Here is a 21732-nt window from a genome sequence, read left to right as displayed (position 1 = left end):
AGAAGGGATGAAAAACATGAGTCAAAAAAAATATTCAGTAGTGATTGTTGGATTTGGTGGCATGGGGCATTACCATAGCACCTTAATTAAAAAGAATGATGTTCTTGAAGTGACAGGCGTTTATGATGTTAAACAAGAACGTTTAGACTATGGAATAGAATTAGGTTATCAAGCATATCCGAATTTAGCAGAAGTATTAGCCGATAAAAAGGTAGATGTCGTACTGATTGCAACACCTAATGATGTTCATAGTGAAATTGCGATTGCAGCATTGGAAGCGGGCAAACATGTTATCTGTGAAAAGCCTGTAACTTTATCTAGTCAGGAATTTATTGAGATTGATGCAGTTGCTAAAAAAGTGAACAAAGTCTTTATGACGCATCAAAATCGTCGTTGGGATGAAGACTTTTTGATTGTTAAAGAAATGTACGATCAACAATCAATTGGAGATATCTTCCAGATTGAATCTCGTGTCCATGGTGCTAATGGGATTCCGGGAGATTGGCGACATGAAGCAGCTCATGGTGGTGGAATGCTCTTAGATTGGGGCGTACATTTGCTTGATCAAATGCTTTACATGGTTGATAGCAAGATTATTAGTGTTCGTGCGGAGTTAAGTTTTATTTTAGGTGATGAAGTAGATGATGGGTTTATTAGTACACTGACGTTTGAGAATGGAGTAACGGCCATTGTTGAAGTTGGAACGACTAATTATATTTCTTTACCACGTTGGTATGTTAAAGGAACAGAAGGGACAGCCCTGATTGAAGATTGGTCAATGAAAGGAAAGATGGTCAAACGCAATTGGGATGCTGAAAAAGTAGAACCAAAACCAATTCAAGCAGGTGTAGGTTTAACGAAAACAATGGCGCCACCTTCGGAAGAAGCGACAAATACATTGGATTTACCACAGCCACAGCAAAATTCTCAGAGCTTTTATGATAATTTTGCTTCAGTAATTGAAGAAAAAGCTGAACCAATTGTTAAAAATACTGAGGTTCTACGAAATTTACGTTTGATAGAAGCTGTTTTTGAAGCTGCAAGAACGAATCAAATCATAACAAAATTTGAATAAAAAGTAGAAAAATCTAGTGTAACACATTACTGTGTTACACTAGATTTTTGCGTTATATATATTTGTTGTTATTTTAATTTGTGAAGAAATTTACGTTTTTTGTTCTTTTTATAACGTTGAATTTTCTGATTATTTTATATATAAATATATTTTTTTTTAAATGTGTATAAAATGTATCAATTTTTAAATAAAATTTTCTGCATCTTTTTATTAATGTAAAAAAATCTCTATATTTTTGAAAGCTTTATCTACTAGTGGTTGTAAGTGCATTGGAAAATCAAGGAAATTTAAGTTCTGCTTTCATTTTTATTATGATGCTTATTAATTATTAAATTTTTATATATGTAATTACATGTATAATAAAACGAAAGTTCTTTGAAATGATGTTATTTTATATTGTTGACATGTAGTATGCTTTATTTTATATTTGAATTCAATAGCAAAAGATGTATCTTATCGTTACAAGCACTTTTTGTTGTTGGATTTATAAAAATACAATCAGAAATGATTGATAGACGTCCATTTTAAATACTTATTGTGAGAATTAGTACAAAGAAATAGCCTAAATTAATTTTTTAGTTTCTTTAATTTTTGTTGAATGTAAAAATTAATAGAATCATAAGAGTTAGTTAATAATTAAAATGAACCCTATCAAACTGATGAGAGAGTTAAAGGAGGAAATTAGCTTTATAGTGTTAGAAAGCCTAATTTAATTTAAGTGGCGTCTTACTAGTTTTTAAGCAACAATTGTAGCAACAATGAAATACCAATAAATAGCAAATGTAGGGAGAAGATGAAATGAAAACAATCAAGAATAAAGTAATTTATGGAGCAGTCGTAACATTAATTGGAGCAGGAGGTTTTGTTCCAACAATTGCAAGTGCAACAGGTACAACTGAAGGAAGTCTAACATTTACAGATACTGGTGGTACTACGCAACCAGTAGATCCGTCAGATCCAAGTAAACCAGCTCCTGGAGGAATTGATGTAGATCATACAGCTACAGGTAACACAGGAAACTTAACATTAGATGTTGTGCCAAAAACATTTAAATTTGGTACACAAGCAGTTGCAAGTGCAGAAAGAACATACCAAGCAGAAAAAACTGTGAATGATTATCAATATATTCAAGTTTCAGATAACCGTGCAGATGTTAATGGTTGGACAGTTTCAATTCAACAAGATAGTGAATTAACAGATGGAGGAAATACGTTAACTGGAGCAAGAATTACAATTCCAGCAGGAGAAGCTCGTAACTCATTGAGTGCAACTCCAACAGCTGTTGATCCAGATTTGACTACACACGAGGTTACTGTAACTGGATCTGCTCAAAAAATATTCCAAGCTCCAGATACAGCTGGCGTAGGTAAAGATGTATCGGTTAATCGTTGGAATTCAGAAGATGTATCAATTACAATTCCTCAGTTAACTGCTAAAGCAGGTGCTTTTACAAATACATTAACATGGACTTTAACAGCTGGTGTGACAAGATAATAAGAAATTAAACATATAGTAAAAAAATAGATACACAAGCTAGACTTTTTATCAAAAAGTAAATCAGTTTACTAATGAGGTAAACTGATTTACTCATTTGATTTAGCTTAAAACAGGAGGAACTTATGAAAAAACGTACTTACTTAGTTTACTTACTTTTATTGCCACTTATTTTTTTTAATACAACATATCCGGCTGTAGCAGCTAATGATGAAGGTCACCCGAATCAAGGAGTTCAGTATAGTGTATCTAAGATTAAGCAAGCTGGGGAATTGAATCCAAACAGTTCATTTTATGATTTAAAAGCCATTCCAGGTGAAAAAATAACGATTCAAGCTCGACTATACAATGCTGAGGAAACACCTATTAAAATTGATTCAAAAATTTTGACGACTTTTACCAACGAGCATGGAGAAATTGCGTATACTGCAGTTCCAGAAAAGTTTGATGATAGTCTACTTTATAAAGTTAGTGATTTTTCAACAGTTGATAACGACAATGGGATAGTAGAAATTCCTGCTAAAGATAACAAAGTAATTCAAGCAACAATCGATGTACCAAAAAATGCCAAAGGAGTTATGTTAGGTTCATGGTATTTTGAAAAATCTGGTCAAGTAAAGGATGAAAAAAGTAAAGAAGGTATCAATATTAATAACAAGTACAGTTATGCTCTTGCGATTAAATTAACTGTAAATGAAAGTGAAAAACCAAATCTTAATTTGATTAAGGTGACCCCGACGTTGCGTCAATACCAAAAAGTAATTGAAACAACGATTCAAAACGATCAAGCAACAGTTGTCTCAGAATTATCAGTGGCAGCAAAAGTGATGAAAAAAGGATCAAAAGAGGTTCTTTATGAAAATAGTGGAGAAGGCTTGATTATGGCACCTAATTCAAACTTTAATTATCCTGTTTATCTGGAGAATAGTCCTATGAAAGCTGGAGATTATACAATCGCTGTGACCGCTACAACGAATGATGCAAAATGGGAATCTAAAACATGGCAATGGACAGAGGACTTTACTATTACAGCTGAGGAAGCAAAGGAAAATACAAAAAATGCTCTGAATGACCCTGAGGCACCACCTAGTAATTGGCGGTATATTGGCATTTTTGCAATTTTATTAGTTTTTGTAGCTTTGCTTGTGTATTTAATTATGAAGTACAAAATGCGTAAACAAAAAGAAAGTTTTGAAAAAAGATTGAAGAAGTAAGAAGGATAATTTGGTTGAAAGAGAGGAGGATATCATGAAGAAAAAAATAATGTTTCTATTTCTACTTTTACTTTTAATTGTCTCTCCAATTTTAGAAGTTTCCCAAAAGATTATCTACGCGGAGGGAATATCACCACTTACTTTATCCTCTTTAGCTCTTGAAACAGATACAAAGGTCAGTTTGCATTCCCCTTTTGTAGTGAATCTGTCAGATAATCGAGGAGAAAGTTATGAGTCTACTCTTAAACTTCCTGATTCAGTTGATTATCAAGCAGAATTAACTGAGCAACAAGAGAATAGACAAAATGCTAGTTTGGTTTATAATGAGCTGACTCGAACAGTGACTGTTAAGTGGAACGAAGGAGAGAATAAAATAATTTCACTTGTTCTTATAGGAAATCAGGCGACGGATTTCATCAACATTCAGATGGAATCAGTGACAGACCATCAAATAATGACCTCAAATGAACTAATTTTTTCAATTATGAGTGAAGAATTAACTACTGAAACTGAAAAGGTTCCAGATGAGAGTGAAGAAAATTCTATCTATCCAGAATCACCTATTTCAGAGGAACTGGTAGATAATGAACAAGCAATCGAAACAGAAGAAGATCAAAAACAAGAAAGTGAACGATTAGATACAACACCAAAACCAGTTGCAGATGTAGGATCAACTCCTCGTGCAGATTCAACAACAATGGATGTGAATAGTCATGCTACTTTTGTTGCAGCTTTAGGAAATGTCGCAATTACTACAATTAACCTTATTGGAGACTTTAATGTGACGGGGAATATTACTGCAATTCCTGCTAGAGCGATAACTATTTTAGGGAATAATTATACAATTGATTTTCGGAATAACTATCTTTATCCTTCGGTAGTATCAGATATAACAGTTAAGAACACTCGCGTATTAGGCCTAAATTATTATGGACCAATTAATTTTAATAGTGGGGGAGCATCAGGTTCAAAACTTACTTATGAAGATGTGACGTATCAAGGGTCCCAATTAGTTGCTTCGTATAATTCTGATATTTATTTTGCTGGAACAGTAGTCAATGAAAGTACAACTTCTTATATAGGAATAGATGGTTCAACCGTAAATGTTACCCTTTTAGGACAACAAAATATCGAAGCCTCAAATGTAACTTTTATGGAAAATAGTACTTATATAGGGTCAACTCTAAATAGTGGAGTGATTCGTTTAACCAATGGAGCAGGAAATATCACTCTTGAAAGTGGTGCGGTAGTTGAATTAACAGCGAATGGCACAGGAACTGGTGATAGTACATCTGGCATTGAATTACGTGGGAAGTTATTGTTGGAGAAAGATGCTCAATTAACGATTAATACAGATGTGAGACGTAATTATTCTGCTCTTTACACATCAGCAGCCAGCCAAGGAATTGAACTTAAAGAGAATGCTCAGTTTAAGGTAAATGCACTTGGAAATACTACCGGAAATGGGAATGGAAATAATGTAGTTTCCTTACCTTATAGCAATGCCTATATTAGGATTGGTGAAGGTGCTAGTATGGATGTGAAGTCTGTTGGAACTGTAGCTGGAGCAGGTACAGTAGTGAATATGGGGACAACTTCAAAGATTGAAGTTGCTAAAAATGCTTCATTAAATGTTGAAGTTGATGGAACGGGTTCAAAAAATATTATTGCACAAGGAAATAACTCACTACTGCAGCTTGATGATGCTAAACGAGTGAATCTGCAATTTAATGGAACACCTAATACAGCCTCACGTTTAATTTCTATGTCTAGTAGTGCAGGGAAATTAAATGCTCCTATTCAGAAAATCCAAGCTTGGAATCGTGCTTCGGAGATAACTAATGCAGCTGATTACAATTGGGATCCAATCTTTAACATGGTAGCGAGTTATTCAACAGGTAATAGTACTGCAGTTGGAAATTCAATAAATCAAGAAACGGTAACCAGTTTTACGACAAATTTTAAAACGGAAAATTTTAAACGAATTTTGGTTGAATCGGTTCCTGATATTGATATTCAAATTGAAACGGAAGTAACAGATAATCCTAATGATGACAATTCAACGAAAATTAGTGGAACAACAAATCCAATGGCTTACATTCAATTTAGTGGTGATGGCGCAATTCCAGAGGCAACTATCCCTTCTCCAATTCTTGGATCCACTGAAAAATTCACTATTCAAGCAGATCAAACAGGGAAATTTAGCTATAGTTTGCCGAATGGAACTCGTTTTACTGCAGGTAATACAATTACGGCATATGCTTTTTTAGGTGGAAAAACAGCAACGGATACTAAAATAGTCTTAGATAAAAATCCACCAGTTTTGGAAACAAGAGAATTAAGTTTGGTAACAGGAGATGCAACACCGGATCCGAGTCTATTTGTTAAAGAGATAACAGATAGTAATCCAAATAATTCTGGATTTACCTATGCGTATGTTGATTCTAATTTAGTAGATTCTTACATGAACCAGATTGGAACTCACGAGATTTCAATTATGGCAACAGATATCGCTGGGAATACTGTAATAGAAAAGGCAACTTTAAGTATTTTCATTAGTTTAAATGGAATTTCTGGAAATGATGTTACAATGACGGTTGAGGATTTGGCGGGAATGGATACAGAGGCATTAAGGGTTTATTTATTAAATCAAAGTCAATTAAAAGCTTGGAGTATCATTGATTATACATTTAAGGATGTAAGCTCTAAACTAACAATGTATGGCTTAGATGGAGTGCTATCGGGAACGTTAGGAAAGCACAAGGTTTCGTTAATGGTTAGCGCAATTGATGCTGGGACAACAGTTCCGTTAGCAGGACATATTGATGTTATAATTGAAAAAAATATTCCAACAGGACCAACAAATCCCACAAATCCTACAAACCCAGGATCGGAAGACGCTGTCGATCGTGAAAATGATGGGACGAATAATGTTGGGGCATTGCGTTTAGATTATGTACCAAGCAAACTTGATTTTGGTAGTACACACTTTAGCTTTAAAGAACAAATAGTTCATGCTAAAAATCCACAAGCAACTTCTGGTAATGAACTGGCAGAACAGTGGTTGCAAGTTTCGGATAATCGTCCAGATCAGAATGGTTGGAGTGTACGAGTTAGTCAAAATGGTCCGTTAAAGAGTCATAATAATGAGGAATTAACTGGAGCCGTATTGACGATTCCTGAAGGGGACATTTATAATCAAGATTCAGGGAATGCCCTAGTTGAGAGTGGTCATATTCATTCTAAACAAGTGGCTTTATCGACAAATGAAGTGACTATTTTTTCTGCGAAAGATTTAGCGGCAGTCGGAAAAAATATTTCTACCAATGTATGGCAGGCAAAAGAGGTTTCACTAAAGATACCTGGTGGAGTGGGAAGACCTAACGAGGATTATCAAAATACTATTAATTGGTCCCTAGTTTCAGGTGTGGTTAATTAAATAGATAAGCTATCTATATTAGTTGAAAGTTGACTAATATAGGTAGTTTTTTTTGATTAATGATACAATAAAACAAAAGAGGTGAAAACATGCAAAGTTATCAAAGTAAGATAGTCGAACTTGTCTTAAAGGGCATTCATTTTAACCGTAATTGGAAATTAACTGGAATAAAATTAAAAAAACAAGTAGCTAAAAAACAACATAAGGAAAAATCTGCTCCACCTAAAAAAATCCATCAACAGGTAATGGTTGAACGGAATGAATTAGACAGTTGTGTCTATTATGTACTGACTTCTAGAGAGAAGAGTAGCCAAAAAGAAATTATTTATTTTCATGGTGGTGGTTATATTCATAGTATTACGAGTCTTCATTGGGAATTCTTAGCGAGTTTAGTTGTTCGCTTGCAATGTCGAATTATAGTTCCTATGTATCCTTTAGCGCCAAAATATACTTATCAAGCCGTTTATGATTTTGTTTTGCCCTTATATCAGCAAGTGATTCAACGCGTTAGACCTGAGAACTGTTTTTTGATGGGGGATTCAGCTGGAGGAGGAATTTCGTTAGGTTTAGCACAATTATTAAAGGAGAGACAACTTCCTCAGCCTAAGGGAATTGTCTTACTTTCACCAGCTTTAGATATGTCGCTAAGTAATGAAGAAATTGATCAAGTCGCCATTCATGATCCGATTTTAGCAACACCAGCAGTGAAAGAAATTGCAGAATGGTACAGTGGTGATCGTGGAGTAAAAGATCCTTTAATTAGTCCGATTTATGGAGATTTTCATGGATTAGCTCCAATCAGTTTGTTTACTGGAACCTATGATATTACAAATCCAGATGCCAAACGATTGCAACACCAGCTGGCTAAGGAAGGGATTCCATTAGAGTATCATGAATATGAAAAGATGCTGCATGATTGGGTGCTATTTCCTTTTCCAGAATCAAAAAAAGCATTAGTTGAGATCTGCCAGTTTATTCAATCAGAGGAGGTACGTTAAATGAAAAAAATAAATTATGGAATTTTAAGTACGGCTTCAATTGTTCCTCGTTTTGTATCAGGTGTCCGAAATAGTCAGAGTGGAGTTGTCACGGCAATTGCTTCACGAACAGAATCCGATGCTGAGAAGATGGCAACGGAATTAGACATTCCTAAAAGCTATGGAAGCTATCAAGAATTGTGTCAAGATGCTGAAGTTGATGTCGTCTATATTGCCACTTACAATAAGGCTCACTATGAGACCGCTATGTTGGCTTTGGAAAATAATAAGCATGTGCTTTTAGAGAAGCCTTTTTGTTTAACCAAAAAGGAGGCAACGCATCTGTTTGCAGTAGCTAAGATGAGAGATTGTTTTATTATGGAAGCTCAAAAGGCTGTCTTTTTACCAGCTACTCTTAAAGTAAAGGCGTTAATTGAGTCTGGGGAAATTGGCAAAGTTCGTTATATTAATGCTTCCAGTAGTCATTTAGGAGTTGACCGGATTAAATGGTTTCATTCCCTTGAATCAGGTGGAGGTGCTTTATATGGAAGTGGAACGTATCCAATGGAATATATTCAATATATAATGGGGGAAACTTTTAGTGAAGGAACTGGAACGAGTTTGATGAATCCCGGTGAATCTGACTTACAATGTAATTTGTCTTTAAAATTACCTAGCGAAGTTTTGGTAACAGTTCTGATTACAACCATGATATTTTTAGAGAGTGGTATGACAATCTATGGCGAAAAAGGCTCTATTTGGATTCCAAATTATTGGAAGGCAACAGAACTATCCGTAACCAATCAAGAGGGACAAATTACAGACTATCATTTTCCAACTGAAAGTGAATTTGTTTTTGAAGTGGAGCATGTCAATCGATGCTTGGCTGGAAAATACTTGCAAAGTCCAGTTATGAGTGAGTTGTTAACCGTAGCAACCATTGGAATGATTGAAAAATTATACCAAGGATGGACTCAAAAATAAAATTGGAAGAGTTGATTTTCTTTAAATGTTAATCAGCTTTTTTTATTTGGGAAAATTCCCATATTTTGAGAAATAGACCGCATTGGATAAGCACTTCCCTATAATAGGAGAATGGATTGTAACAAGAAGATTCTGATGTCATAATGAAATTAGGCCTAAAGAAAACCATTAAAAAAGGAGATTACGTTTATGATGGAAAAAATACAGCGCTTTGGTGGCGCTATGTTTACACCAGTACTACTTTTTTCTTTTTCAGGTATTATGTTAGCGTTAACAATTATTTTTAAAAATCCGATGTTGGTTGGAAGCATTGCCAATGAGGGTACATTTTGGTATAACAGTTGGTCTGTTATAGAAAGTGGTGCATGGACCGTTTTTAATCAAATGGAGTTACTATTTGTTATTGGTTTGCCAATTGGTTTAGCAAAAAAAGCCAATGCACGAGCAGCGATGGAAGCTGTTGTTACTTATTTAACCTTTAATTATTTTGTCGGTAGTATTTTGGAACATTTTGGCAAAACCTTTGGTGTTGATTATACAGGTGAAGCAGGTAGTGGAACTGGTTTAAAAATGATTGCTGGAATCAAAACGTTGGATACTGGTATTATTGGCGCTATCTTAATTTCAGCCATTGTTGTTTGGATTCATAATCGTTATTTTGAAGTGAAATTACCAGATTTCTTAGGTATTTTCCAAGGTTCTTCGCTAGTTGTTATTATTGGATTTTTCGCAATGCTACCAATTGCTATTTTAACGGCTTGGATTTGGCCTAAGATTCAAGTTGGAATTGGCTCTATGCAAGGTTTCTTAGCGGCTTCGGGTGTGTTTGGTGTTTGGCTTTATACATTCTTAGAAAGAATTTTAATTCCAACAGGATTGCACCACTTTATTTATACGCCGTTTGTCTTTGGACCAGCAGTAGTGGAAGGTGGCATTACTCGTTATTGGATGGATCATTTGAATGAATTCTCAAAATCAACAGAACCACTGAAAAAGCTCTTTCCAGAAGGTGGATTTGCTCTACATGGAAATTCAAAGATTTTTGCTGCACCAGGAATTGCCGCAGCATTTTATGTAACATCTAAACCAGAGAAACGCAAAAAGGTATTAGCTATTTTAATTCCAGTAACGTTAACCGCTGTTTTAGCTGGGATTACAGAACCCTTGGAATTTACGTTCTTATTTATTGCTCCTGTGCTGTTTGTTGTCCATGCTTTTTTAGCAGCGACTATGTCAGCAACGATGTATGCTTTTGGTGTTGTAGGAGATATGGGTGGTGGTTTTATTGATCTTTTAGCCAAAAATTGGATTCCATTAGCTGCCAATCATTGGCAAACGTATGTGATTCAATTAGTCATAGGTTTGGCTTTTACAGCAATTTATTTCTTTGTGTTCCGTTTCCTTATTCTAAAATTTAATTTTGCAACACCGGGACGTGAAGTGGATGATGCTGCTGATGTGAAGTTATATAGTAAGAAAGAATACAAAGAGAAGATGGCAAATGGTGGCGGTATAGTGATGGAAGGTGCAAATCAATACACTGAAGCAGCTGCTATTTATTTAGAAGGACTCGGTGGCTCAGATAATATTGCAACCGTGAATAATTGTGCTACGCGTTTAAGAATTGGTGTATATGACGAAAGTTTAGTTCAAGGAGATACTGCCTTTAAAGAGGGCGGCGCTCATGGCGTTGTTCGTAATGGGAAGGCTTTCCAAGTTATTGTAGGATTATCTGTTCCGCAAGTGCGTGAACAATTTGAAAATTTATTAAAAATGAACGAAAACACTGAAGGAGATGGACAAAAATGAAAAAACATTCAATCGTAGTCGCAGGTGGAGGAAGTACATTTACCCCAGGAATCGTGTTAATGCTTTTAGCGAATTTAGAAAAATTACCGATTCGTCAAATCAAATTTTATGATAATGATCCAGCACGTCAAAAGCAAATTGCTGATGCCTGTGAGATTATTATTCAAGAACAAGCACCAGAGATTAAGTTTGTTGCAACTAGTGATCCCAAAACAGCCTTTACGGATGTGGATTTTGTGATGGCACATATACGAGTTGGAAAATATGCTATGCGTGAAAAAGATGAAAAAATTCCATTGAAATATGGTGTTGTTGGACAGGAAACATGTGGACCGGGTGGGATTGCATATGGTATGCGTTCAATCGGTGGTGTTCTTGAATTAGTTGACTTTATGGAGCAATATTCGCCTGACGCGTGGATGTTGAATTACTCAAATCCAGCCGCAATTGTGGCAGAAGCAACAAGAAAACTACGCCCAACAGCGAAGATTTTGAATATATGTGATATGCCGATTGGAATTGAAGAACGAATGGCGCATAGTATTGGCTTGAAGTCTCGAAAAGAAATGGTTGTTCGTTATTATGGATTGAATCATTTTGGCTGGTGGACAGATATTCGCGATTTAAATGGCAATGATTTAATGCCACAAATCAAAGCTAATGTAGCAAAAAATGGCTATGCGTTACCGGAAGAAGTTGAAGCTGGTCAACATACTGATGCTAGTTGGATGCATACCTTTAGTAAAGCAAAGGATGTTTATGCGTTAGATCCTGATACGTTACCTAATACGTATTTGAAATATTATTTATATGCCAGTGATGAAGTCGCACATGCAAATCCTGAATATACTCGTGCTAATGAAGTAATGGCTGGACGTGAAAAACATGTCTTTAGCGAATGCAATCGCATTGCTGAGTTAGGATCAACGGAAGGTTCTACGCTAGAAATTGATGAACATGCTTCTTATATCGTTGATTTAGCAAGAGCTATTGCCTACAATACTCATGAGCGGATGTTATTAATTGTTGAAAATCAAGGAGCTATTGTAAACTTTGAAGAAACCGCAATGGTAGAAGTTCCATGTATTGTTGGGACAAATGGACCAGAACCACTTGTTCAAGGAAAAATTCCACGTTTCCAAAAAGGTCTGATGGAACAACAAGTAGCCGTTGAAAAATTAGTTGTGGAAGCTTGGGCTGAAAAATCATATCAAAAATTATGGCAAGCATTAACCATGTCTAAAATTGTACCAAATGCAGGTGTAGCCAAACAAATTTTAGATGATTTAATTGAAGTGAATCAAGAGTTTTGGCCTGAATTAAGCTAAGAAATCAAAGAAAGTAGGCTTAGAGATTGAATGAGAATACTCTAAGTCTACTTATTTTTAGTAGAATAAATCAGACTGTACTTGATGGAATCTTTCTTTTTTATACTTGGTGAAACTCAGGGAGTGTCTGAAAATAACAGTGGCATTTGACTTTTTCAGTGATTATTATGGAAATCTATAAATAAATATTAAGTTATGTAGGTATAAGTTAATTTTTATGAATATGGTTTCCGTCATCATTACGAAAATAGTCGCTATTGTAGTTCTCAGAGGTCTCCTAATGTTATACTAAGCTTAGAATAGAAAGAGGGGAATTTTTAATGGAATTAGAACAGCTAGTGAATCAGCATCATGATAAATTAAATGAAAACGATTTAGCTATTATAACTTATATTTTAGAAAATCAACAGGAAGTCCAGACTTTAAATATTATTCAGCTAGCTCAAAAATGTTTAACATCAAAATCTTCGTTATTGAGATTGACGCAAAAACTTGGCTTTACTGGCTTTAGTGAATTTAAATACAGTTTAAAAAAAAGTAAACCTCAATCAACAGGAAGTTTAGATCTATTAAAATTGCAAATGGAAGACATTGAAAGCACTCTGAAATTAATGCAGCAAACGGACTTAGCACCGATTCTTTCAAAAATACATCAAGCGGAACGGATTTTTGCTTATGGAACTGGTTGGGGACAACAAAATGCAGTGAAAGAATTAAGTCGTAATTTAATGAGTTGTGAAAAATATTGTTTATCTATTCCAGCGAAAACGGAATTTGATTTAAATATGCCGATTATTACAAAGAATGATTTTGTAGTGATTATTTCTTTAAGTGGTGATACGAAAGAATTAGAACAAAATATTAAATCTCTTAATTTACGTGGTGTTCCGATTTTATCGATTACGACATTTAAAAATAATTATTTAGCATCCTTAACACCGTATAATTTATATTATCAAGTGACTCCGTTGCGTCAAGCGGCTTCAACAGAATTAATCTCATTTATCACCTTAAATATTGTTTGTGATGCACTATACCGTGAATATTTAGGATATTTAGATACAGTCAGAGAAAAATAAATGTGAATGAGTAAATAGAAAGTAGGGAATTTGATGATGAATGAAAAAGTAATGAAACGATTAAATATTGGAAAGCCTAAGTTTTATGTAAGCTTAATTGGATATTGGTTTTTATTGCCCCTTTTATTTGTTGCCTATTTGCTTTTAAAAATTACGATTGAGCATAGTGGATTTCAACAACTCTTAATGGAAGATACGTTATTAACGGTGATGCTTTTAATCGCTTTGCTTACTCCGTTTTCAGCATATTTTTTATTTAGTTTGCCAAAAGAATCCCGATCTAAAGCGAATCAAGCGGGGATGTTTTTAAAATTAATAATCGCTCAACAGCTGCTAGTTGGCAATCTAGTTGGCGCAATCCTAGTTTTTTTAACTTATCGAGAATTGCCAGCTTCCAATGATACACCTCAGAATAAACAGAAAATGTCTAGCGTTTACACACTAGTTAGTATACAATATATTATATCATTTGTTGCGGTTTATGCATTAATGATACTAATTAAAAATGGTGGTTAAACCTTTAGAGAGCAGGGATAAAGATGTTTGGATTTTTTAAGAAAAAAGAAGCTAAAAATGAAGAAACGACAGCACCGACAACGGTTGTAAGCCTTGATGGTGAGCTATTTGCACCAGCAAACGGCAAAGTCATCGCAATTGGTGAAGTTTCAGATCCAGTATTTGGTGAAAAAATGATGGGTGATGGCTATGCCGTTGTTCCTACAGATGGAAAAATTCATGCACCTGTAAAAGGTAAAGTGACTAGTATTTTCCCAACAAAACATGCCGTTGGTTTTATAATGGACAATGGTGCGGAAGTCCTGTTACACATGGGATTAGATACAGTTGAATTAAACGGTGCGCCATTTAAGATTTCAGTTAAAGAAGGTCAAACTGTAACGCCTGAAACATTAGTGGCAACAGTTGATTTAGACGCATTAGTGACAGCAGGTAAAGACAATGCAATGGTTGTTGTGATTACGAATATGGATAAAGTTGATACTTTTTCTGTTACTGAGTTAGGTGATGCACCAGCTGGGAAAACAGTTGGATCATTCAAAACAAAAGCTTAATTTACTGATAAAATAAACATAGAAAAAGTTGTAACACTCTGGGGATGAAGAGTGTTACAACTTTTTTTTAATCTCTATTTTACAACGTTTACATCAATTGCTTGATAGAATGCGTTTGTTGTATCATTAATAGTCCAAACTGCTAAGATTACATTGTAGCCCTCACGATCAGTAGGAACAGTTACATTATGTGTCACACTGCTTGATGGGATTGCGCCATTATCGTTTACTTGTCCAATTAAGTCAAAGTTTTTGATATCTAATGGTTGATTAGGGTTCCAACCTTTTTTTGTCATGTAATATTGCCAGTTAGCTGTACTGTGACGAGCAGTTAATGTCCAAGTTAATGACAATGGACCATTGCTAATGTTTGATTTGTGCCATCTAGTTGCTGTTTGTTCGTCTAAAAGAGAAAACTGAGCTAACCCTGCACTTGCTAATTTTCCAGTGATAAACGTGCCTTTAGGTGCTTCAATACTTTGAGGCTCCCACTGTGCTTGACCAACATTTGTATTTAGATTTCCACCTAAATTACTACCTTTATAAGCTCTACTTCCTGGTGAAGAAACATATCCATGTGCCGAGGCAGATGCTGAAAATGCAGCTAACCCACCAACTAACAATGCTACAACTAAAACAAGTTTTACTAAACGATTTTTCATAAAAAATCTCTCCTTTTTTTTGTTATATTTTGTTTCCGCTTACAAAACATATAATAGCATAATGTTATAATCTTGTCTATTGATATTGCTTAAAAAAATTAATTTTTTTTAATATAATTTTGTTATTTAATTCACAACTATACCAATTTTTTAGTGAAAATATAACGGTTTTTTATAGTAGGAATTTTGTTTGGAGGTATGCTATACTTTGATAAATAGCCAATTGGAGGTAGTATTGTGAAGACTTATCAAACCTTATTATTTGATGTAGATGATACATTATTAGATTTTGGAGCAGCAGAAAATCAAGCTTTAGCTTTACTTTTTAAAGAGCAAGGAATCCCTTTTACAAAAGAAATCGAAGAAACATATCAAACAATCAACAAAGGATTATGGGAAGATTTTGAACAAGGGAAATTAGAGCGTGATGAATTGGTAAATACACGTTTTTATTTGTTATTTAAAGAGTTTGATCGTGAAGTAGATGGTGTAAAAATGGAACAAAGTTATCGTCGTTTTTTAGAAGAAGGTCATGAGTTAGTTGACGGTGCATTTGATTTAATTCTGAATTTAAAAGAGAACTATGAGTTATATATTGTGACGAATGGAGTTTCTAAAACACAAGATAAACGCTTGCGTGATTCAGGATTGCATCCATTATTTAAGGATATTTTTGTTTCTGAAGATACAGGCTATCAAAAGCCTATGAGAGAATATTTTGATTATGTTTTTGAACGTATACCTAATTTTAACCTTGAAAAGACGTTAATTATTGGAGATACATTAGGTTCAGATATTTTAGGCGGAGCAAATGTAGGGATGGATACGTGCTGGTTTAATCCATCTTTGAAAGAAAATACAACAGATATTACACCGACTTATGAATTGAAAACATTAGATGGACTTTATGGGATTTTAGATTGATTTAATTTATAATATGGAATTATTTAGTGTAAGTAGACTAAATAATTCTTTTTTAATCTTTTAGTCTCGATAATTCGTTTAATCATGGTACAATAATGGCAAATAAACGCTAGGAGAGGAGGAGTTATATGAGTTTGCTTGAGGAGAATCAGCGGACATTGCAGAATTTATTTCCTAACTATGAAAAAAATTCAGATAAAAGAGACGTATTAACTGAAACACAACGACTTTTTGATAATTTACCACCGTCTATTATGGACTATCAAAAAAATAGTTGGTGTAAGTGGAGGATGTCCACTAAATTCAAAACAGACTATTCATATGGACCTTCCTTAATTGTTAATGATGATGGGCAAGTTGTGCCTGACTGGTATGAAAAACTACAACAAGAGATGAGTAGGTTAAAAAAAAGAATAAGAAAAGAAGTATCCGTTACTGATTTTGGTGCTGTTGGAGATGGCGTGACCGATTGTACAAAGGCTTTTAAACGAGCGTTGGCTTTTGGTAGTCGGAAAGTGAATGTACCAGAAGGGATCTTTATAGTAAAAGGTATTAAGTTGCCGTCCAATACAATTTTAGTTGGGGCGGGTTCAACTGAAACAACGATTAAGCTTCATAGAGAAGCTCCGAAATCACAACGATTAATAACTAATAAACAGCCTGTTTTTGGGAATCATCATATACAGATTGAACAAGTGATGTTGGATTGGAATGTAGAACGTTTGGAGAGTTTTGAATCAACAGCAGCAGGTGGAACCGCCTCTAGTGGAGTAACCTTAGCTCATGTGAAGTATGCTGTAGTACGAAATGTTGTTATTCAAAACCCAGGCTTACATGGGATTGATATTACTGCTCCTTATTATAGTTATTTAGGTGATGGAACACGTTCAAGAGGCGGTAGTGAATATATTTGGTTGGATCAAATCGAAGCTTATGGTTATGGAGATGATGGGATTACGACGCATCATAGTCAAAATATTTTGATTAGTCATTCTTATCTGCATCATCCAAGTGGACGAGCACATGAGTTAGGTTATTCTAATTCTAATGGGATTGAAGTAGACGATGGATCGCAACATGTTTCCTTAGTTAATAATCGAACAGCCTATGGTTTTGGAGGTATTGAAATTAAAGCCCATGAGACGAGTTCTGCGGCTTCCGATACCCAGATTTTTGGACATTTTTCTTTTCATGATAACCGATCCTATAACTTTCGACATATTGGTCATCATAAAGGGGAAGATGCTTTATCGTGTTCAGCCTATGGAATTCGTGGGAGTTTTTTAGCCGCCTATTTTCCACAAAAAACCGATTTATATGTGGAATCAACACCGAGAGGTCTAGTAGTTTCTGCTTATCATCAAGTCGTGATTAATTATTTCGTTGGACGTGACAATCTAGATAAGCAAGCAGATAAAATTGCTATTGCGGTTCAATATCGAGCAGGAAATGTTGTGCTGCGTCATATCAACTTACGGAATTATGGATATGCCAAACAGCCGATCCGAATTAGCAAAGAAACAAAAAATATTGAGTATTAAAAGAGCCCTGACAATGTAGTGATCCCCCAAAACGACTTAAAAATCTAACTTTTGGAGGTCACTACACAAACAAAAATGTTTGTCAGGACTCTTTTTATTGTGTAAGCTGCTCAATTCCGATTACGCGAGTTGTCAGCGGTTTTGGACTATCTAAGATTTGTACAATTTTTTTAGCCACAAGCTGAACGTCAATGGGCTTGATTGCTTGAGTTAGATTGCCAATTAATGGGAGCTTTGCTAGTGTATTTAAGGCCCATTTTGCGCGGATAGATGATGGGCGATCACGACCAACTAATAATCCTGGTCGAACGATAGTTAAAGGAAGTGGCAGATTAATTAATAAACTTTCGGCTTCTTGTTTTGCTTGCATGTAACGATAGGGTCCAGCATTTGCTGATAGAAAAATAAAGTGCTGTAGGGATGGAAGTTGAGCCGAAGCTACACCAATAATTTTAGCAGCTTTAACAATAAATTTAGAATAGGTGATTTCTTTTTTTGGTTGTTCTTTAATAATTCCAATTAAATCAATTACGGCGAAGGCATCTTGTAAATAAATATGCCAATCAGTTGTTGTAAAAATATCTGCAGCAACCCAAGTAATTGATGATGCACTTTCTTTAGCAGTCAGTCTATCTTCTGATGGTTGTCCACTACGAGAGATACTGATTACGGTGAAGCCTTCTATGACAGCAGCTTGACATAATGCTTGCCCAAGAAAACCACTTCCACCAAGAATTACGACCTTTTTTGCTTTGCTCATATTTGCTTCCCTCATTTCTAAAGTTTTTCACTGACTTTACTATACCAAATTTTAATTAAGAAATAGATAAACTTGCATCGTGTAATTAATGCTTTGCTGTCAAATAAAGCTTTTGCTAATTTATGTCATTAAAATTATGAAGAAATTCTCATACTAAGCTAAAACCATTGACCAATAAAAATTATCGTGCTAATATAGTCAACAAGATACACGAATACTTTAACGCGTTGAAGAATCGAAGTAGAATAATTCTCTTTGTTACAGAAAATTGGTGGTAGCTGCGAACCAATCGAGATAATTATTTGAATTACGGATTTGGAGCTTCTTTACCTAAAAGCTAAAGACGGAGAGGTCCGTTACACCAATGAAGTGAGGAATAAGAAATTATTTCTAATTAGGGTGGTACCGCGAAATTATAAATTCGTCCCTGTTGTAGTTGTTTGTAGACTACAGCAGGGATTTTTTGTATTTAAAGGATCTCTATGTTTCATTAACGAGATTATCAGAAAGGGGAGTTAGAATATGTGGAAGTTACGATTTACAACTGGAGGAATTAGTGGGTATCGTCTGTTTTAAATAATCGAATTAAAAAAAATTATTTAGGAGAGATGTTATGATGGAAAAGCAACAATCATTTAAAGAAGCAGCAGGTATTTTGTTATTATTATTAGTGATTATTGGGGTTAGTGTGATTCAATTCGGAGTGGCACCACAAACACCTTTAATTATTGCCATTGGGTTATTGATTTTATGGGGGAAATTTAGAAAACATTCTTGGGACAGTATTCATAAAGGAATTCAAGAAGGGATTTCAACGGGACTTGTACCAATGATTATTTTTATTTTAATTGGAGCTTTAATTGGTGTCTGGATCGCCGCTGGCGTGATACCATCAATGATGGTATTTGGTTTTAAAATTTTAAATCCTGGTATTTTTGTTCCATCTGTTTTTATTATTTGTGCAATTGTTGGAACCTCGATTGGTAGTGCTTTTACAACTGTTTCAACGGTGGGAATTGCACTTTTAGGAATGGGAACTTCAATGGGATTTAGCCCAGCGTTAGTAGCAGGAGCAATTGTTTCGGGAGCGGTTTTTGGTGATAAAATGTCACCATTATCAGATAGTACGAATTTATCGGCAGCTGTTTCAGGCGTGGATTTATTCCGTCATGTTAAGAATTTAATGTGGACGACCGTCCCAGCGCTATTGATTTCATTAGTTCTCTTCTTTATTTTAGGATCTGGTCAAACGCATGCTGATACGGCGGATATTACTAAGTTAATTGAAGTCTTAACGACTAATTTCTCAGTGAATATCTTTGCGATTATTCCTATTCTAGTCATGTTCATTTGTTCATGGCGTAAAGTTCCAGCAATTCCAACGTTATTATTAAGCATTATTGTTGCAGTCGTGATGATGGTGATTGAGAATCCAGCTATTGATTTTACAACGATTTCTGGTATTATGCAAGATGGTTTTATTTCTAAAACAGGAGATGCTAGCATTGATGCTTTGTTATCTCGTGGTGGTGTGCAAAGCATGATGTGGTCGATTTCCTTGATTATTTTAGCATTAGCACTAGGTGGACTATTGGTTGAATTTAAAATTATTGATTCCGTAATGGCACCAATTTCTAAATCGTTAAATTCAACAGGAAAATTAATTCTGGCTACTGCGCTTTCTTGTATTGGCGTGAATTTGTTAGTTGGAGAGCAATACCTATCAATCATTTTGCCAGGAAAAGCCTTTAAAAAATCTTTCCATGAAGCAGGTTTACACCCACTAGCAATGTCACGAGTTCTAGAAGATTCAGGTGCGGTTGTTAATTCGTTAGTTCCTTGGAGTGTGAGTGGTGTATTCATTGCTGGAGCGTTAGGAATTCAAACAGTTGACTACTTACCTTTTGCTTTCTTCTGTCTACTTTGTCCAGTGATTACTGTTTTCTGTGGATTTACGGGCATTGGTATCCAAAAACAAACTGGATCTGTGGAAGAAAAAGAATTAGAAGAAGTTCCATCTGTTTAAAAATAAGTAGGGGTTGAGATAAAGGCGTTCAGATTCTCACCATAGGAGTTACTTTGTATATGAGCCAAAAGAAATTGCTCAATACTGGTGATGGAATCAATCTGTTTACAGGAAGCGAGATTGAAACAAATTAAGATAAATAAAATTTGTATATAAAAATAAAGCTTGTCGTGGTTCAATATACGTGGTATAGTTAGTCCATGCGATGAGTTGACTCAATCAGGTAACTTCGGTTATTCCGCTGCGGCGGCTTGTGATTGAACAAAGGCAGGGCGTTGGTACTTCGAGTACAACTACAAGATGTAGATGCTTAGCTCCCTCTGTATTGTGGAATTCATGGAGTTTATTTATGAAAATAAATACTGTCGAAGAGCACTGATATTTTATATCAGTGCTTTTTTTTATGAATTTGACGAAATTCTTGAAAAAAATAGGGAATAGGGATGAAAAGGTGGGGGATCTTCTTGTTAATTATGATGGCCGTTTTTACTGGATGTAGTCAAGTGCAACCTAAATCTAAAGAAGAAAAAATCAGCAATACGAAGTTCTGAAAAATCAGAGATACTGACAGATGAGGAATATATACATAAGGTTATTTAATTAATGGAAAAAGAAGGTCTACTAAAAAAACAGAAGAGCGTCGTGTTATTTTTGATAATCAAGATGTTTGTTATATAAATCCAATTAAAGTTATTGAATTGGATAGTGAAGTAGAAAATAGTCGAGATGATATTTTTGGAATACCTTCTAATGCTACACGTACGGGAAAATTTGTGATTTTTAGCGAAATTGGAGATATGAATGAAACAATTGAGAGATTTACAGATATGCAATTTTTGATCATCTTATGGGAGTAGATACCAATCAGATTAATCCAATTCAGATTCCTAAGTATGAAGGCAAGATTTTATTGCAACTGAATGAAGCTATTGGAGAGATTCGCGGTGCAGAAGTTGCTAAGATTGTCGAAGAATTAGATTGAGCCAAACCGTCGATACTTAATAGGTTCTTGTGATAAAATGAAAAGGAATTGTATTTCAGCAGTAGAAAATGGTAAATTGAAATTAGAGATTTTCTTAGATAAGAGCTCAGTTGAGTTTTTTGCAAATCATGGGTTAAAAGCTTTAATCATAACCGTTTATCCTAAAGAAACAGCAACGGATATTCGTTTTAAGGCAAAGGGCAATCTTGTTATTGAAGTGTTATATTTTACTGAATTAGAGTAATAAAGAGGAATCATCAAAAAAAAGAAACTACAGTTCCCTAAAACTGTAGTTTCTTTTTTTAGTTAATTTCTAATGAAAATGAGCAAGCATACTTAGGAAATTCAAGTTTTACCTATGGTATACT

19 protein-coding genes and 1 other annotated feature are annotated in these 21732 nt (G+C 34.8%); of the genes, 17 read left to right on the top strand and 2 right to left on the bottom strand.

Translation table 11 applies throughout. The features are described from left to right. The first annotated feature begins 16 nt into the window (after positions 1–16). The 11 genes from BR43_RS06720 to BR43_RS06670 all read left to right on the top strand — a co-directional run bounded on the left by BR43_RS06720 (position 17) and on the right by BR43_RS06670 (position 14469). Positions 17–1075 carry a Gfo/Idh/MocA family protein gene (locus BR43_RS06720; protein WP_034560467.1) on the top strand — a complete coding sequence of 353 codons (1059 nt, stop codon included), beginning with the start codon at positions 17–19 and terminating at the stop codon, positions 1073–1075. Between the two features lie 798 nt (positions 1076–1873). Next, positions 1874–2569: a WxL domain-containing protein gene (locus BR43_RS06715; protein ID WP_051933849.1), complete on the top strand. Its 696-nt coding sequence runs from the start codon at positions 1874–1876 to the stop codon at positions 2567–2569. A gap of 125 nt (positions 2570–2694) precedes the next feature. Beyond that, positions 2695–3783 (top strand): WxLIP family cell surface protein, encoded by a 1089-nt coding sequence (locus BR43_RS06710; RefSeq protein WP_034560465.1) that lies wholly within the window; start codon positions 2695–2697, stop codon positions 3781–3783. A gap of 34 nt (positions 3784–3817) precedes the next feature. Beyond that, entirely contained in the window at positions 3818–7222 is a 3405-nt protein-coding gene (locus tag BR43_RS06705) for a WxL domain-containing protein (protein ID WP_034560464.1), read from the top strand. A gap of 89 nt (positions 7223–7311) precedes the next feature. Then, entirely contained in the window at positions 7312–8220 is a 909-nt protein-coding gene (locus BR43_RS06700) for an alpha/beta hydrolase (RefSeq protein ID WP_051933848.1), read from the top strand. Further along, positions 8221–9183 (top strand): Gfo/Idh/MocA family protein, encoded by a 963-nt coding sequence (locus BR43_RS06695; protein ID WP_034560462.1) that lies wholly within the window; start codon positions 8221–8223, stop codon positions 9181–9183. Between the two features lie 189 nt (positions 9184–9372). After that, entirely contained in the window at positions 9373–10992 is a 1620-nt protein-coding gene (locus tag BR43_RS06690; protein ID WP_034560460.1) for an alpha-glucoside-specific PTS transporter subunit IIBC, read from the top strand. Then, the gene (locus tag BR43_RS06685; RefSeq protein WP_034560458.1) at positions 10989–12320 is read left to right on the top strand and encodes a 6-phospho-alpha-glucosidase; all 1332 of its coding nucleotides are present in this window, start codon (positions 10989–10991) and stop codon (positions 12318–12320) included. Before BR43_RS06690 ends, BR43_RS06685 begins: the two co-directional genes overlap by 4 nt. 320 nt (positions 12321–12640) lie before the next feature. Next, positions 12641–13399, top strand: coding sequence for a MurR/RpiR family transcriptional regulator (locus tag BR43_RS06680; protein WP_034560457.1), 759 nt, complete (start codon positions 12641–12643; stop codon positions 13397–13399). A gap of 33 nt (positions 13400–13432) precedes the next feature. After that, on the top strand, positions 13433–13915 hold the full coding sequence (locus BR43_RS06675) for a hypothetical protein (RefSeq protein WP_245617832.1): 483 nt from the start codon (positions 13433–13435) through the stop codon (positions 13913–13915). 23 nt (positions 13916–13938) lie between these two features. Further along, positions 13939–14469, top strand: a complete 531-nt coding sequence (locus BR43_RS06670; RefSeq protein WP_034560455.1) for a PTS sugar transporter subunit IIA — start codon at positions 13939–13941, stop codon at positions 14467–14469. A 74-nt stretch (positions 14470–14543) separates the two neighbouring features. Here BR43_RS06670 and BR43_RS06665 read toward each other — a convergent pair whose 3' ends face one another. Next, a complete protein-coding gene (locus BR43_RS06665; protein WP_034560454.1) occupies positions 14544–15131 on the bottom strand; it encodes a lytic polysaccharide monooxygenase in 588 nt (195 codons plus the stop codon). Between the two features lie 237 nt (positions 15132–15368). Here BR43_RS06665 and BR43_RS06660 point away from each other — a divergent pair, with 237 nt between their 5' ends. After that, a complete protein-coding gene (locus BR43_RS06660) occupies positions 15369–16055 on the top strand; it encodes a YjjG family noncanonical pyrimidine nucleotidase (protein WP_034560452.1) in 687 nt (228 codons plus the stop codon). A gap of 128 nt (positions 16056–16183) precedes the next feature. After that, positions 16184–17596, top strand: a complete 1413-nt coding sequence (locus tag BR43_RS06655) for a glycosyl hydrolase family 28-related protein (protein ID WP_034560450.1) — start codon at positions 16184–16186, stop codon at positions 17594–17596. A gap of 94 nt (positions 17597–17690) precedes the next feature. Here BR43_RS06655 and BR43_RS06650 read toward each other — a convergent pair whose 3' ends face one another. Then, complete coding sequence (locus tag BR43_RS06650; protein WP_034560448.1) at positions 17691–18356, bottom strand: SDR family oxidoreductase; 666 nt, start codon at positions 18354–18356, stop codon at positions 17691–17693. A 218-nt stretch (positions 18357–18574) separates the two neighbouring features. Next, positions 18575–18788 (top strand) — a binding site (T-box leader). 184 nt (positions 18789–18972) lie between these two features. Here BR43_RS06650 and nhaC point away from each other — a divergent pair. The 4 genes from nhaC (at position 18973) to BR43_RS06640 (ending at position 21608) form a co-directional block, all read left to right on the top strand. Then, the gene (gene nhaC, locus BR43_RS06645) at positions 18973–20382 is read left to right on the top strand and encodes a Na+/H+ antiporter NhaC (RefSeq protein ID WP_034564875.1); all 1410 of its coding nucleotides are present in this window, start codon (positions 18973–18975) and stop codon (positions 20380–20382) included. Positions 20383–21080: 698 nt separating this feature from the next. Beyond that, a complete protein-coding gene (locus BR43_RS20150; protein WP_169741029.1) occupies positions 21081–21239 on the top strand; it encodes a hypothetical protein in 159 nt (52 codons plus the stop codon). After that, complete coding sequence (locus tag BR43_RS20585) at positions 21230–21364, top strand: hypothetical protein (RefSeq protein ID WP_281173953.1); 135 nt, start codon at positions 21230–21232, stop codon at positions 21362–21364. The genes BR43_RS20150 and BR43_RS20585 overlap by 10 nt, the downstream gene beginning before the upstream one ends. A gap of 37 nt (positions 21365–21401) precedes the next feature. Then, positions 21402–21608, top strand: a complete 207-nt coding sequence (locus BR43_RS06640) for a GH32 C-terminal domain-containing protein (protein WP_034560447.1) — start codon at positions 21402–21404, stop codon at positions 21606–21608. Positions 21609–21732: the final 124 nt, after the last annotated feature.

Source organism: Carnobacterium gallinarum DSM 4847, from assembly GCF_000744375.1.
Lineage (GTDB): Bacteria > Bacillota > Bacilli > Lactobacillales > Carnobacteriaceae > Carnobacterium > Carnobacterium gallinarum.
Note: the sequence above shows the minus strand (reverse complement) of the source record. Positions and strands in the feature narration are given on the sequence as shown.

Bases quoted from the DNA above. Each gene is read 5' to 3' on its own strand.
- BR43_RS06675 (WP_245617832.1), top strand. From the start codon at position 13,433: ATGATGAATGAAAAAGTAATGAAACGATTAAATATTGGAAAGCCTAAG.
- BR43_RS06640 (WP_034560447.1), top strand. From the start codon at position 21,402: ATGAAAAGGAATTGTATTTCAGCAGTAGAAAATGGTAAATTGAAATTA.
- nhaC (WP_034564875.1), top strand. From the start codon at position 18,973: ATGGAAAAGCAACAATCATTTAAAGAAGCAGCAGGTATTTTGTTATTA.
- BR43_RS20585 (WP_281173953.1), top strand. From the start codon at position 21,230: ATGGGAGTAGATACCAATCAGATTAATCCAATTCAGATTCCTAAGTAT.
- BR43_RS06700 (WP_051933848.1), top strand. From the start codon at position 7,312: ATGCAAAGTTATCAAAGTAAGATAGTCGAACTTGTCTTAAAGGGCATT.
- BR43_RS06705 (WP_034560464.1), top strand. From the start codon at position 3,818: ATGAAGAAAAAAATAATGTTTCTATTTCTACTTTTACTTTTAATTGTC.
- BR43_RS06665 (WP_034560454.1), bottom strand. From the start codon at position 15,131: ATGAAAAATCGTTTAGTAAAACTTGTTTTAGTTGTAGCATTGTTAGTT.
- BR43_RS06685 (WP_034560458.1), top strand. From the start codon at position 10,989: ATGAAAAAACATTCAATCGTAGTCGCAGGTGGAGGAAGTACATTTACC.
- BR43_RS06670 (WP_034560455.1), top strand. From the start codon at position 13,939: ATGTTTGGATTTTTTAAGAAAAAAGAAGCTAAAAATGAAGAAACGACA.
- BR43_RS06680 (WP_034560457.1), top strand. From the start codon at position 12,641: ATGGAATTAGAACAGCTAGTGAATCAGCATCATGATAAATTAAATGAA.
- BR43_RS06650 (WP_034560448.1), bottom strand. From the start codon at position 18,356: ATGAGCAAAGCAAAAAAGGTCGTAATTCTTGGTGGAAGTGGTTTTCTT.
- BR43_RS06695 (WP_034560462.1), top strand. From the start codon at position 8,221: ATGAAAAAAATAAATTATGGAATTTTAAGTACGGCTTCAATTGTTCCT.
- BR43_RS06655 (WP_034560450.1), top strand. From the start codon at position 16,184: ATGAGTTTGCTTGAGGAGAATCAGCGGACATTGCAGAATTTATTTCCT.
- BR43_RS06715 (WP_051933849.1), top strand. From the start codon at position 1,874: ATGAAAACAATCAAGAATAAAGTAATTTATGGAGCAGTCGTAACATTA.
- BR43_RS06690 (WP_034560460.1), top strand. From the start codon at position 9,373: ATGATGGAAAAAATACAGCGCTTTGGTGGCGCTATGTTTACACCAGTA.
- BR43_RS06720 (WP_034560467.1), top strand. From the start codon at position 17: ATGAGTCAAAAAAAATATTCAGTAGTGATTGTTGGATTTGGTGGCATG.
- BR43_RS06710 (WP_034560465.1), top strand. From the start codon at position 2,695: ATGAAAAAACGTACTTACTTAGTTTACTTACTTTTATTGCCACTTATT.